This window comes from Corynebacterium sp. ACRPF, assembly GCF_022347395.1.
GTDB classification, from domain to species: domain Bacteria; phylum Actinomycetota; class Actinomycetes; order Mycobacteriales; family Mycobacteriaceae; genus Corynebacterium; species Corynebacterium tuberculostearicum_D.
On record NZ_JAKRNB010000007.1, the window covers coordinates 40,120 to 53,330 of the forward strand.

10 protein-coding genes are annotated in these 13,211 nt (G+C 59.1%); 1 reads left to right on the forward strand and 9 read right to left on the reverse strand.

What is annotated here, in order from left to right:
- Positions 1–137 precede the first annotated feature (137 nt).
- The 7 genes from ftsY to MHX61_RS04535 all read right to left on the reverse strand — a co-directional run bounded on the left by ftsY (position 138) and on the right by MHX61_RS04535 (position 9,777).
- A complete protein-coding gene (ftsY, locus tag MHX61_RS04505) occupies positions 138–2,102 on the reverse strand; it encodes a signal recognition particle-docking protein FtsY (RefSeq protein WP_239193137.1) in 1,965 nt (654 codons plus the stop codon).
- A gap of 90 nt (positions 2,103–2,192) precedes the next feature.
- On the reverse strand, positions 2,193–5,714 hold the full coding sequence (gene smc, locus MHX61_RS04510; RefSeq protein ID WP_239193138.1) for a chromosome segregation protein SMC: 3,522 nt from the start codon (positions 5,712–5,714) through the stop codon (positions 2,193–2,195).
- A gap of 78 nt (positions 5,715–5,792) precedes the next feature.
- Positions 5,793–6,077, reverse strand: a complete 285-nt coding sequence (locus MHX61_RS04515) for an acylphosphatase (RefSeq protein ID WP_239193139.1) — start codon at positions 6,075–6,077, stop codon at positions 5,793–5,795.
- A 16-nt stretch (positions 6,078–6,093) separates the two neighbouring features.
- On the reverse strand, positions 6,094–7,593 hold the full coding sequence (locus MHX61_RS04520) for a sodium:alanine symporter family protein (RefSeq protein WP_239193140.1): 1,500 nt from the start codon (positions 7,591–7,593) through the stop codon (positions 6,094–6,096).
- 53 nt (positions 7,594–7,646) lie between these two features.
- Positions 7,647–8,462 carry a bifunctional DNA-formamidopyrimidine glycosylase/DNA-(apurinic or apyrimidinic site) lyase gene (gene mutM / locus MHX61_RS04525; protein ID WP_239193141.1) on the reverse strand — a complete coding sequence of 272 codons (816 nt, stop codon included), beginning with the start codon at positions 8,460–8,462 and terminating at the stop codon, positions 7,647–7,649.
- Positions 8,463–8,464: 2 nt separating this feature from the next.
- Complete coding sequence (gene rnc, locus MHX61_RS04530; RefSeq protein ID WP_204608460.1) at positions 8,465–9,235, reverse strand: ribonuclease III; 771 nt, start codon at positions 9,233–9,235, stop codon at positions 8,465–8,467.
- Entirely contained in the window at positions 9,232–9,777 is a 546-nt protein-coding gene (locus MHX61_RS04535; protein ID WP_204608457.1) for a DUF177 domain-containing protein, read from the reverse strand. The genes rnc and MHX61_RS04535 overlap by 4 nt, the downstream gene beginning before the upstream one ends.
- A gap of 150 nt (positions 9,778–9,927) precedes the next feature.
- On the opposite strand from MHX61_RS04535, the gene MHX61_RS04540 reads away from it, so the two are divergent.
- Entirely contained in the window at positions 9,928–10,590 is a 663-nt protein-coding gene (locus MHX61_RS04540; RefSeq protein WP_239193142.1) for a hypothetical protein, read from the forward strand.
- 174 nt (positions 10,591–10,764) lie between these two features.
- Here the strand turns inward: MHX61_RS04540 and MHX61_RS04545 are convergent, their stop codons facing one another.
- Together MHX61_RS04545 and gdhA are read right to left on the reverse strand one after the other, a co-directional pair.
- On the reverse strand, positions 10,765–11,523 hold the full coding sequence (locus MHX61_RS04545) for a DivIVA domain-containing protein (RefSeq protein ID WP_200435476.1): 759 nt from the start codon (positions 11,521–11,523) through the stop codon (positions 10,765–10,767).
- Between the two features lie 200 nt (positions 11,524–11,723).
- A complete protein-coding gene (gene gdhA, locus MHX61_RS04550; protein ID WP_239193143.1) occupies positions 11,724–13,070 on the reverse strand; it encodes an NADP-specific glutamate dehydrogenase in 1,347 nt (448 codons plus the stop codon).
- Positions 13,071–13,211: the final 141 nt, after the last annotated feature.

Genomic DNA, 13,211 nt, shown 5'->3' on the forward strand with positions numbered 1-13,211 from the left:
GACAGCGAGATGAGAGCGAAAGAATTCGCAAGATTGCTGCACTCTATAACTCGCCCATGAAAACGAAGGACTCCCCCAGCACACCGTGGCGCACGTACGTGGCACCCGATATGCAGGGGGAGCTACAAGCTTAGCTACTACTTCTCACCCAACAGGGCGTCGACGAAGCCTTCAACCTCGAATGGCGCGAGATCATCGGCGCCTTCGCCCAAGCCCACAAGCTTGACTGGTACGCCCAATTCTTCTTGTACCTGGAAGACGATTCCGCCCTTGGCAGTGCCGTCCAGCTTGGTGAGAACCACACCGGTAATATCTACTACCTCGCGGAAAATACGCGCCTGAGTAAGGCCGTTCTGCCCCACCGTGGCATCCAATACCAGCAGGACCTCGTCCACATCGGTCTTCTTTTCTACCACGCGCTTGACCTTGCCCAGCTGGTCCATCAAGTCCGTGGAGGTATGGAGGCGACCTGCGGTGTCGACCAAGACCACATCTACTTGCTGTTCCACGCCGGTTGCTACCGCATCGAAGGCTACAGATGCTGGGTCGGCACCTTCCTTGCCGCGCACGGTATCGGCGCCAACGCGGCGACCCCACGTCTCAAGCTGATCAGCAGCCGCAGCACGGAAAGTATCGGCAGCACCCAAAAGGACCTTGTGGCCCATGGCTACCAGCACGCGAGCAAGCTTGCCGGTGGTTGTGGTTTTACCGGTGCCATTGACACCGACGACCATGACGATTGCTGGCTTGCCCTCATTCGGCATGGCCTTAATGGAGCGATCCATCTCTGGGTGACCTGCCTCAATGAGGCATTCGCGCAGCATGGCACGTGCCTCATCCTCGCTGGAAACGCCGCGCTCTGCAATCTTTTCGCGCAGGGAATCAGTCACCTTCATCGTGGACTTGGTGCCCAAATCCGCCATGATGAGCGTGTCTTCGACTTCCTCCCAGGCGTCTTCATCCAGATCGCCTGCGGACAAAATTCCCATGAGCCCCTGGCCGATGGCATTCTGCGAGCGCGAAAGGCGTCCACGCAAACGGCCAAGACGTCCACCAGCGGGTGCGATATCATCCTGCGGAGCTGGCGCTGGAGCAGGTTCTCCCTCTGGAACCTCGGTCTGTTCCTTGGCCGCCTCGGCGGCACCGGTTTGTGCCTCGGCTGCGGCTGCGGCTTCTTCGGCTTCCTCGCGGTCGTCCACTCGCTCTTCGATGTCTTCGGCATCATTGTCTTCAACAACCTCGTCGAAGACTGGGGACTCCTCTGCTACCTCGGCATTTTCCACGGAGACAACGTCTTCTGGAGTTTCCGCCTTTTCGGCAGCTGCCGGCTCTTCCGGCTTGGGTGCAGCTTCTGGCTGCCCAGCCGCTTCCGGGGCACGGTCCGCGTGCGATTCTTCGCTTTCCGACGCCCCAGCTGCCGCACCCGCTACGCCTGCCGCGCCAGCAGCAGCCGCGGCCGCAGCGCCAGTTCCCTTGGACTGTGGTTTATCTGCCTTATCAGCGGAAGATTCTGCCGCTTGCTTCTTCTCCTCCGCTGGCGCTTGGGCCTGGGCCTGCTTAGTAGGCTCTGCCGGCTTGTCGGTCTTCGCCGGCTTCCGCTGCTGTTGTGCCGGTTTGGTTTCTGGTTCCTCTGCCACGGGCTTTTCGGCCACAGGCTTGTCGGCCACGGGCTTGTTTGCCGCGGCATCGGCCGTGGGCTGAGCAGACTGTGGCTTATCAGCCTGCGGCTTAGCCTGTGCCTGCGGCTTTTCCTTCGGCTGCGAGGTCTTGCCGCTGAGCTGCTCATTGGCGATGTCAGTAGCATTCGGTTCTGCAGCGTTCGGCTCTGCCTTAGCTGCCTGCTGTGCTTGAGCCGGCTTGTCCGCCTGAACCGGGGCTTTCTGCGCTTCCTTAGCGCCGCCAGCAGGAGCGAAGTTAAAGCCGGACTTGGCTTGATAGTTGCCGGACTTTTGCTCCTGGGTCAGCTGCTTCGGTTCTTCCTCAGCAGGCTTATCAAAGGACACCTTCTTGGCGTCGCCGCGCTTTTTGCCGATTACCACGAGAAGAATAATCAGCACGATGACGACGATCGCAATGCCGATCCATAACCATAAAGAATTCATGCCTCTATAGTGCCAGTCTTCTCAGCTCGCGGCACGTCAAACCCCCTCCTATAGCGGAAGGGGGCCTGCGGGAAGTGGACGAACCCCAGGCTACTTCCCCGCCTCGTCACCGCGGGGAGCATCTACACCCAAGCGAGTAGCATCCTCGCTGGCTTGCTCCGTTCCAGGGGCGCTGCCTGCGGGATTCATGCGCTGCGAAATCACGCGAGTAACACCATCGCCGCGCATGGTTACGCCATAAAGGACGTTGGCAACATCCATCGTCGGTTTTTGGTGCGTAATGACGATGAGCTGCGAGTCCTTTCGCAGCTCCTCAAAGAGGGCAATGAGGCGGCGCAGGTTGACGTCATCAAGCGCTGCCTCAACCTCGTCCATGACATAGAACGGGCTGGGACGGGCGCGGAAGATGGCTACCAGCATCGCAAGCGCAGTAAGCGACTTCTCGCCACCAGATAGCAAGGACAGGCGCTTGACCTTCTTGCCCGGTGGGCGTGCTTCCACCTCGATGCCGGTGGTGAGCATGTCCTCCGGCTCTGTGAGGATAAGGCGTCCCTCGCCACCGGGGAAAAGGGTCTGGAAAACCTTTGGAAATTCTGCTTCGACGTCGTGCCATGCATCTGTAAACAGTTGCAAAATCTGCGCGTCTACGTCTTCGATAACGCCCGCAAGATCCTTGCGGGCTTGGATGACATCCTCTAACTGAGTGGACAGGAAGGAATAGCGCTCCTCCAAAGCCTTGTATTCTTCCAGCGCGAGCGGATTGACCTTGCCTAGTGAATTGAGGTCCTTTTCTGCTTGCTTCAAGCGCGCGTTTTCCGCCCGGCGGTCGAAATCTTCGCCTGGAGTGTAGTCCTGCAAGAGATCCGAAATCGCAATGCCCAGCTGTTCCACAATCTTGGCTTCTGCTTCGTCCACACGCACCTGCGCCTGGGAGCGAGCAATTTCCGAGTCATGGGCGCGATTGGTCAGCCGGTCCAGCTGCTGCCGCGCGGCCGAGACATGTTGCTTGACCTGCTGCAGCTGCGAGTTTAAGGAGGTGCGCTGCGCAAAGTAGTCATCGCGCTCAGAGGTAGCGCGCTCAAGCAGCTGCGTGGCGCGCGCGGCCAGATCGCGTGAATGCTTGGCTACCGCACCGGCCAACTCTCCCTGGGCCTTGCGGCGCGCCATGGCTTGCTCATGGCGGGCTTTGGCTTGGCGTTCATGCTGCGCTTGGCGACGCAACGCCTCACCCTTCCCCGCTACCTGACCCACGTGGTCTTGGGCCGAGCGGGCCGCCACCTGCGCCTCCATTTCCATGGACTTGACCTGCTCTAATGCTGCGGAGGCCTCGTCGCGCTCTACCGAAGAAGGTTCGTCGGGCTGCTCGTCCGCATCGACGCGGGCGAGCCTATCGCGGGCGGCGGCAAGCTGCGTGCGGGCTTCGGTGAGCTTGACCTCGATCTCGGTCGCCCGCGCCGCGGCCTTCTCGTGCTCGTTCTTATTAGCCTCGTACTGCTTGAGCAGGCGTTGATGATCGCGCTTCCACGCATCAACTTCGGTATCGTGCTCGCGCAAGGCTGCCTTCGCCGAGGCTGCAGTCACCCGGGCATCCTCCGCCGCAATCTTCGCGCCCTCGAGCGTGCCGGAGAGTTCTTCCAGCTCCTGCGTGGCAGATTCCAACTGCTCCTCTGCCTCCGCGATGCGAGCGGAAACCTCGACGGTGGATGAGGCACCGGTGCCTACTTCTACCCAACCTTCACCCAGCACCACGCCGGATTCGGTGACGGCACGCAGGCGGGGATCCTCTGCCACCAGCTTTTTCGCCTCCGCGACATCGGAGACGAGTACGACATCCGCAAGGAGGCGGTGCAGCGCTGCGGATACCTCTGGAACCACCGCAATGTGGTCGAGCAACCACGAGGTGCCTGCGGGCAATGTCGCATCCACGCGCCAGGAAGAGGAGGGGGCGGCCACGGAGACGTCGATAAGCGCGGAGCGCGTGCCCTTTTCTAAGTCCGCAATCAGCTGGGCAGAAATCTCGCCCGCCTGGGCCTCTGCAAAAGCACCCAACGCGGCAGCTACCGCCGTCTCGTACTTGGTGGTGATGAACTCCGCCAACGGTTGGAACTGCTCGCCTACATCAACCGTTTCCGGCGCAGTCTGGGCCAAGGTATCGATGCGGGAGCGCAACGTGTAGACAGCGCGCTCACGCTCGCGCTGCTCATCGCGAAGCTGCTCCAAACGCTTATCGGCCGCACCCGATTCACTGGCCGCCCGCACATGAGCTTCCTCGAGCGGCTCACGCTCGCCGGCCAAAGACTGCAGCTTATCCGCCGCCTCATCGGCTTCCGCCTGGGCAGCTTGGGTGCGTTGCTTGGTAGAAGTCAGGGTCTCCTCTTGGCGCGCCAGCTCCTCTTCGGCCGAAGTAACCTGGCCTGCCGCCTTTTCTTCCGCGGCGATGAGGCGGACGACGCCCTCGCGCCTATCCGCAATGGCACGCAGCTGCGCCATGTGCTCGCGCTCAGCGGCCTCGAATGCCTCACGGCGCTCTGCTACCTCTTCGCGGATAGCCTCCAGACGTTCCGCAGCCTCCTCCGCTGTGGCGAGAAGCTCTGCATGTTCTTCGTCCGCGCGGGCAGCACGAGACTCTAGGTCATCCGGATCCTGGCCGGAATAGGCCACCTGTGCGCCGGCATTGGCCGCTCGTTCCTCCGCAATGCGCTGGGTCGCGGAAATGCGCTCGGATAGCGTGGACAGGTCGAACCACAGTTTTTGAGCCGCCTCCGCCTTGGGGTTTACCTCTTCCAGCTGGGCTTCCACTTCTAACTGAGAACCCGTTGCTTCTTCCAGCTGCGCGGTAACTTCTTCTACTTGCTCGGCCAAAACCTCGGCCGCGCGCTCGGCCTCCTGAAACTTGCTGCGCAGGCGCACCACTCTATCTCCTGCCAGCCGCAGGCGGGCGTCGCGCAGATCAGCCTGCACAGTGGCGGCGCGCTGCGCGGCCTCTGCTTGGCGGGCCAAAGGCTTGAGCTGTTTGCCCAACTCATCAGTAAGGTCCTGCAGGCGATCCAAATTGGCCTGCATGCCGGTGAGCTTGCGCTGCGCTTTTTCCTTGCGGCGGCGGTGCTTAAGCACACCCGCGGCCTCTTCGATATACGAGCGCCGGTCCTCGGGCCGCGATTCCAGGATCTCAGAAAGCTTGCCCTGGCCGACGATAATGTGCATCTCGCGGCCAATGCCCGAATCAGATAGCAGCTCCTGAATATCCATCAGGCGCGCTTTGGAGCCATTGATTTCGTATTCGCTGGCGCCATCGCGGAACATGCGGCGGGTGACCGACACTTCCGAGTATTCGATCGGCAGCGCACCGTCCGCATTATCGATGGTGAGGGTGACCTCGGCGCGCCCCAGAGCCTTGCGGTCACCGGCGCCGGCAAAGATGACGTCCTGCATCTTTCCGCCGCGCAGCGTCTTGGCGCTTCCCTCACCCATAACCCAGGCCAGGGCGTCCACCACATTGGACTTGCCGGAACCATTTGGCCCGACGACGGCGCAAATTCCCGGCTCGAATTTCAGAGACGTCGCCGACGCGAATGATTTGAAGCCTTTCAGCGTCAGCGATTTCAGGTGCATTTGGGTAAGTTTAGCAAGCCTTGAACGCAGCTGCCCAGCCGAGCCTGGCGGTTCGCTCCAGCGGGCTTGTGCTGCGAGTTAGCGTTCAATGAAGCCAGATTCGCCCTTAGGGGCAGCCCATTGTTCGACAACCAAATCCACCGTTCCCGGGCGCCGAGTCGTACTCGGCTGTTCTTTGAGGAGTCCCAGCAATTCCTCGCATTTCTCCCGCGGACCTTCTGCTACCACCTGCACCCGGCCATCTCTCAGATTGGTGGCATGCCCGCTCAAACCGAGTTCCAAGGCACGGGAGCGCGTCCACCAGCGAAAGCCCACGCCTTGGACGTGCCCATGGACAAAAGCAGTCATTCTTTCCAGTGCCATGCTGCCTCCCTAATTTCTAATAGCGGTCGTGGTGTCCCTTATCGCGCAACACGCGGCGATCCTCTTCGCTGCGGCGAGTGACAGGATCCGATCCGTCCCAGCACTCTACGCCCTTCAGCTCCGGCATCATGTCGCGGTGGAATACCGGATCGATGCCGTGGCTGCGCTGCTCGTTGTAATTCTTGAGCAGCTTAATCGCCACACCGGATAGTGGCACGATGGCGATGATATTGAGGATCACCATGGTTGCCGCACCGGTATCGGCCAAGGCAAAGACCAGCGGCAGGGAACCCACTGCGCCGAACCAGACAAAGAAAAGCACGACGAGGCGGAAAATTACCAGCGCAGGCTTGCTTTGGTTGAGGTACTCCAGGTTAGATTCCGCCAAGTAATAATTGCCCAGGATGGAGGAGAAAGCCAGGAAAAAGAGGATGAAGCTGACGAAGTGGATGCCCCACTCGCCCACCTCAGAAGACAAAGCCGCCTGGGTCAAGGAGACGCCTTCTGCTTCGGCACCGTAGGCAATCTCCGGCCCCAGCAAGATGATAAAGGCGGTGATGGTACACACCACCAAGGTGTCGAAGTACACGCCAAGGGTTTGCACCAGGCCCTGCTTGACCGGGTGGGACACTGCCGCGGTAGCCGCTGCGTTCGGAGCAGAGCCCTCACCAGCTTCGTTGGAGAACAGTCCGCGCTGAATACCCTTCATCATGGCCGCGCCGAGACCGGCGCCAGCGATTTCCTTAATACCCAGAGCGTGGCCGACAATATCGCCAATCATTCCCGGCACCTTGTCAAAGTTGGTGATGACTACAAAGCCGCCGATAAGCAGGTAGGCCACCGCCATAAAAGGCACGATGATCTGGGTGATATTGGCAATGCGGTTCACGCCGCCAAAGATGATGAGGCCCGCAACCACGGCAATAACAACACCGATAATGGAGCGGAACATGGTGTCATCGCGGTCAAAGGAGAAGGACACCGCATCTGCAATGGCGTTGGTCTGAAAGGCGTTGTAGACCAAACCAAAGGTAAAGGCGATAGCGATGGAGAAAAGCGCGCCAAGCGGGCCCCAGCCCAAGCCGCGTTTCATGTAGTACGCCGGGCCGCCGCGGTATCCATCACCATCGCGCACCTTCCACAGCTGCGCCAGGGTGGACTCGATAAATGCAGTTGCACCACCAAGGATGGCGATGAGCCACATCCAAAAGACAGCACCTGGGCCGCCCACGGAAATAGCCACGGCCACGCCGGCCACATTGCCGGTGCCAACGCGGGAGGCGGCCGAGATGGTAAAGGCCTTGAAAGCAGAGATGCCGCCATAGTCCTCGTCCTCATCGCGGCCCTCCCCCTTGGGTCGCTCGACGACGGCGCGGAACATATCCGGCACCATGCGCACCTGCACCAAAGCGGTACGGATGCCGAAGAATAGGCCCGCCGCGATGAGCAGCCAGGGCAGAATCCACGACCAGACGCCGTCATTAAATGTCGTTACGACATTTTCAAGAAAATCCATGCAGAATAATTTACTGCCTTGAGGTTCACAACGTGAACCCCATGCGCCATAACTTATTGACAATGGGGGCAGAAATGGGTGGAACGCCCTGAAATTACGCAGCGCTCCAAGGGCGTTCCACACCGCCGACAGGGCTGGCCAGCCCGCCCATACGCGGCCAGGGACCGCGAGAAGTATCCCGATTCACCATTCACGTTGACGTACAAGGAATCGAAGCTCGTGCCACCCACTTTTAGGGCGGCGGCCATGACCTCTTGAGCCGCTTCGAGCAGGGCTACGGCATCCATTTGGCGCAACGTCGATGCCCTTTTACGGGGCGGAATATGTGCCGCCCACAGCGATTCATCGGCATAGATATTGCCGATTCCAGAAGCCAAGGTTTGATCCAACAGTGCAGTCTTTACTGCAGTCTTCTTTGCCCGCAGGCGCCGGGCGGTTGCCACAATGTCGAAATCTGGTTCCAACGGGTCAATGCCAATGTGCGAGATCTTCGCCCACGGTGCATAGAGCCAATAGCCAAAGGTGCGCTGGTCTACAAAGCTAAGCTCTACCCCACCGCTTAGCTGAGCGCTAATGCGCAAATGCGGCGAATCGGTCGTGCCGATTCGAACCTGGCCCGACATGCCTAAGTGTATGAAGAGCACGTCGCGGTGGGGATCCATGGAATCTTCGCCCACAAATTCCAGCCACATGAACTTTCCCCGCCGAGCCACAGCGGCGATCTCTTTGCCTTTTAGGAGACCGGGAAGTGGCGCATCTTGGCCACGGTTGGCACGCGGGTGCAGGACGCGCACAGACTCAAAAGTCCGCCCCACCACGTGGGGCTCCAGACCCCGGCGGACGGACTCGACTTCCGGCAGTTCCGGCATGCTTAGCCTTCTTTATGCGCAGTGCCCTGCACCAAGAGAGGAGTCTCGCGCAAAGTCTGGCAGGCCTCCTGAGCTGCTTGCTGCTCGGCCAGCTTTTTATTGTGGCCCACTCCATTGCCCACGGTCAGACCAGCGACGGTAGCTACCGCGTTAAAGGTCTGATCATGTTCTGGGCCAGTGGAGGTAGCCGAATAGACCGGCATCGGTGCCTTAAGCTCGGCGCACAGCTCCTGCAAGGTGGTCTTCCAATCCAGGTGGCGACCACTCACGGTCGCATTGTCGATCTTTTCTGCAAATAGGCGCAGGATGACTTCTCGCGCGGTTTCGAATCCATGCTCGCGGTAGATGGCGCCAAAGATTGCCTCGGTGGTATCGGCAAGGATGGAATCCTTATCGCGTCCACCAGTGGACTGCTCGCCCTTGCCCAGCAAAATGTGCGGGCCGAGGTTTATCTCACGAGCGATATCCGATAGGCCATAGCGCGAGACGATCGAGGCACGCATCTTGGAAATATCCGATTCCGGACGAGAAGGATAAGTGATGTAGAGCTGGGAGGCCACCGACAGGCCCAGCACCGCATCGCCCAGAAACTCCAAGCGCTCGTTATTAGGCAAATGCCCATTCTCATTGGCAAACGAGCGGTGAGTAAGCGCCAAACGCAGGTGTTCTGGCTGCAAGTCCACGCCGAGCGATTCCAACAGTGGGCTGTGGTCTACTGCAGCAAATTCGGCTGCCAGTGCCTCTTCCCCGGTTAGCTTCTTTTTGCGGCTCATAGGAACTTCTCCAAACCAGCCCAGCGGGGATCGACCTTGTCTTCCTCTTCTTCGCCAGAGATACCGGTGGTCACCCCTTCAGGCGTGTCAATCTCACAGCCGTCCTCACACACCGGCGCGAAGGGAAGGTTGAGGCCTGCCTCATCGATCACGGCCTGCAAAAGGTCCAGCTCATCATCCTCGATCTCCGGAATCTCATCTCCGGAACCTTCATCATCGGCTGCAGGATCATCGCCAGAGACAAAGGAGTCATCGGCGGCAAAGACCTGCGTGACGTGGAGATCCAGCTGCGGGTGCAGTTCCTTCAAGCAGCGGGAACATTCCCCGGTTAGCCGTCCGGATACGTTGGCGTCCACCAAGACACCTGCACCTAGAGGGGTTAAGGTGGCGTCTACGGTGAGCTCCTCGCCCTTCGGAATGGCGATCATCTCGACGCCGATCCTCTCAGGTGCGGGGCCGGTCTGGGTGCGTTGCTCCGGCAGTGCGTCAGCGCCTTGGGCGTTCAACAATTCGCCCACATCGAACTTCAATGGTGATGTCATAACACTAGGTAGTCTACCTTGCCCCGCAAACTCCGCCTAGCGGCCAGCACAGGCAAACTTTCTGTCAAGAGTCTGTCGTTTAAAGTAAAAGGGCCTATGCCTTTCCGGATTAGCCTTTTCCCAAGCCAAAGCCGTCTTTAGTGTGGAGGCATGACTTACCACTTGGCGCTAGCCTCCACGGATCCACGCAGCATCGCACTCGGATTCGCCGTGTTTAGCTGCCTTCCTGCCGCGGTATTAACCATTGCCGGCACGCTCGTGCACGCGACTCCACGGCCGGACCGTTCAGGAATCTATGGTGCTAGTGGGATTCGCCTCTTTACTGCACTCATCTGCAGCATCATTGCTGGTTTGATAGCTGGCACCATCCTGGTATTGCCCACTGGCATGGACCTTTCGGTGCTTACCGGCGCACTCATCTTTTCCCTAAGCGCAGGCGCCATTACCTGGTTCTCTCGAGAGACCATTCCCACGGCGCTTATTTCTGTAGGCACCATGCTGGTTGCCACAGGTGCGCTAGTGAGTATGTGCGCCGTGTGCTTTCCGCAGAACTTTAGTGATAGTTCTTTGACGTCACTGTCTTCCTATTTCTTTACCGCACTCGTTGCATTCCTTTTCCCTGGATTAGTAACCACAATCATTGCAGCATGTATGGCCGTCCAATCCGCCGCGCCTGCGCATCTCACCTCGAGGAAGGAAGGAAGCGCCACGTCCGCACACACCGTTAACAGCGGCTCCCCATGCACCGAATCCGGCAGTGTCCACCACACAGCCTCGCTCCCGCGCAACCTCCTGAACTGCTCACGCTGGTAGGGAAACATAAAGGTCCTGGTGGGTGGGAAGACGGCGTACGACAAACCGTCTGCCCACCCACCAGGACCTTTGGCCGTGCCTGATATAAGGGACTAAACCATCCCTCACCCCTCAAGCCCCAGAGCCCAGTTCCATCCGGGAAATGAAGCTTAAGAGCAGGAAGAATTTAAAGGTTTAGCGCTCGTTATAGCGACGCTCGTAGTTCTCACCTTCTGCGTAGCGGGAGCCGCCCGCAACACCGCCGGCACGACTCGAGGGCTGGTAGTCGCCGCCGCGGGAACGGACCCCGGCACCGCCGCGCAGTGCAGAGCGGTCGGAGCTTACGGTGCGCAGCAGCCCATTGAGGGTGGTTTCAAATTCGCTTAGCTTGCCGTCTACAAACTCGTCGCATTCGCTGCGCAGACGGTTGGACTCGGTGTGGGCGGACTCCACGATGCGGTGTGCTTCCTCATCAGCGCGGCGAACAACTTCCGATTCCGAAACCATGCGCTCTTGCTCGGCGCGGCCTTCTGCAACGGAACGCTCATATTCATCATTAGCCTGAGCAATGGTGCGGTCTGCTTCCGCGCGGGCCTGTTCCACCATGGACTGAGCGCGAGCTTCAGCATCAGCCACTAGCTTTGCGGCATGCTGTTCTGCGTGGGAGACGGTGGCATCTGCCTCTTCGCGAGCATGGCCCACGATGTCGTCGGCCTGTGCATTAGCGTCATTGATGGTCTGGTCCGCGCGCTCTTCGGCGCCGTGGAGGATTTCATCCTGCTTATCCAAGACATCCTGCGCGTCATCAATTTCAACGGGCAGTGCGTTTCGGAGGTCGTCGAGAAGCGCGAGCATTTCATGGCGCGGAACCATGCAATTAGAGGTCATGGGGAGGCTATGGGCCTCTTCCAGGTGCTGGACTAGTTCATCTAGGGACTCAAAGACACGGTACATGCTGCGAATTTTACATGCCCTCACGTGCCAGACGTGGAGGCCACGCACCGAGTGTGTACTGCAGATTTACCCTCCAGTGCCGACAATCGCCTTCCACCCGCCCACTCACGCAATCTATGGCGGGCATTTACAGCACAAGCTCCCCTCCTCCACCACGCAAAGGCAGCGTAGAAGGGGAGCTTGAAAGAAGAAGTGAGCAGCTAGATAACGCCCTGTGCCAACATGGCGTCCGCAACCTTCTTGAAGCCTGCAATATTTGCACCGGCAACATAATCGCCTTCACGGTCATATTCCTTAGCCGTACTATCGATGTTTTTAAAGATATTGGACATGATCGCATGGAGGCGATCATCGGTGTACTCAAAGGACCAGGAGTCGCGGGATGCGTTTTGCTGCATTTCTAGCGCGGAGGTAGCAACGCCACCAGCGTTGGCGGCCTTGCCCGGCGCGAAGTTGATCTTGGATTCTTGGAAGATGTGGACCGCCTCTGGGGTAGACGGCATATTAGCGCCTTCGGCTACGTAGCGCACGCCGCCGTCAACGAGCTTTTTTGCGGATTCGCCATCGAGCTCATTTTGGGTGGCACATGGTAGAGCTACGTCTGCCTTTACTTCCCAGATATTTCCGCCTTTGTGGAATTCCACTCCGTTTCCAGCCTCTTCGGCGTAGGTGGAAATACGTTCACGGCGGTTTTCCTTCACGTCCTTGAGCAGTTCAATGTCCAAGCCATTCGGGGTGGTGATGTAGCCGGAGGAATCAGACATAGCCACCACGGTGGCGCCAAGTTCTTGGGCCTTGGCTGCGGCGTAGATGGCCACATTGCCAGAACCGGAGACGATAACCTTGGCGCCGTCGAAAGACTCGCCGTGCGTCTTCATCATCTCATTGGTGAGGTAGACCGTGCCAAAGCCCGTGGCCTCAGTACGAACCAGGGAGCCACCCCAGGTCAACCCCTTGCCGGTGAGGATGCCGGATTCGTGCTGCGTGGTTAGGCGGCGGTACTGGCCAAAGAGGAACCCGATCTCGCGGCCGCCGACGCCGATGTCACCGGCCGGCACGTCGCGGTATTCGCCAATATGGCGGTGCAGCTCCGTCATAAAGGACTGGCAAAAGCGCATGACCTCTACCTCGGACTTGCCCTTGGGATCAAAGTCAGAACCGCCCTTGCCGCCGCCAATGGGCAGGCCGGTCAGGGAGTTTTTGAAAATCTGCTCAAAGCCGAGGAACTTGATGATGCCCAGGTTGACCGAGGGGTGGAATCGCAGGCCACCCTTGTAGGGGCCGAGCGCGGAGTTGAACTGAACGCGGAAGCCGCGGTTGACCTGGATGTCGCCATTATCGTCGATCCATGGCACCCGGAAGATGAGCTGGCGTTCAGGCTCGCACAGGCGCTCCACCAGGCCGTAGTCCGCGTACTGCGGGTCTTTCTCTAGGACAATTTTCAGCGAATCCAGGACCTCAGAAACCGCTTGGTGGAATTCTGGTTCTCCCGCATTGCGCTTGAGCAATTTGTCATAGTACTCAGAGATTTGGCTATCTACTGACATGGTGTGCATTCCATTCTGTGGACTTGTAAGAACAGATACCAGTTTCCTATCACACTACCGATAATGCAAGCAGGTTCGAGGGTCTAGGTAGATACGTAACCCCTTTTACCAGCGACAATAAAGATAGATATTTTCTGTAGT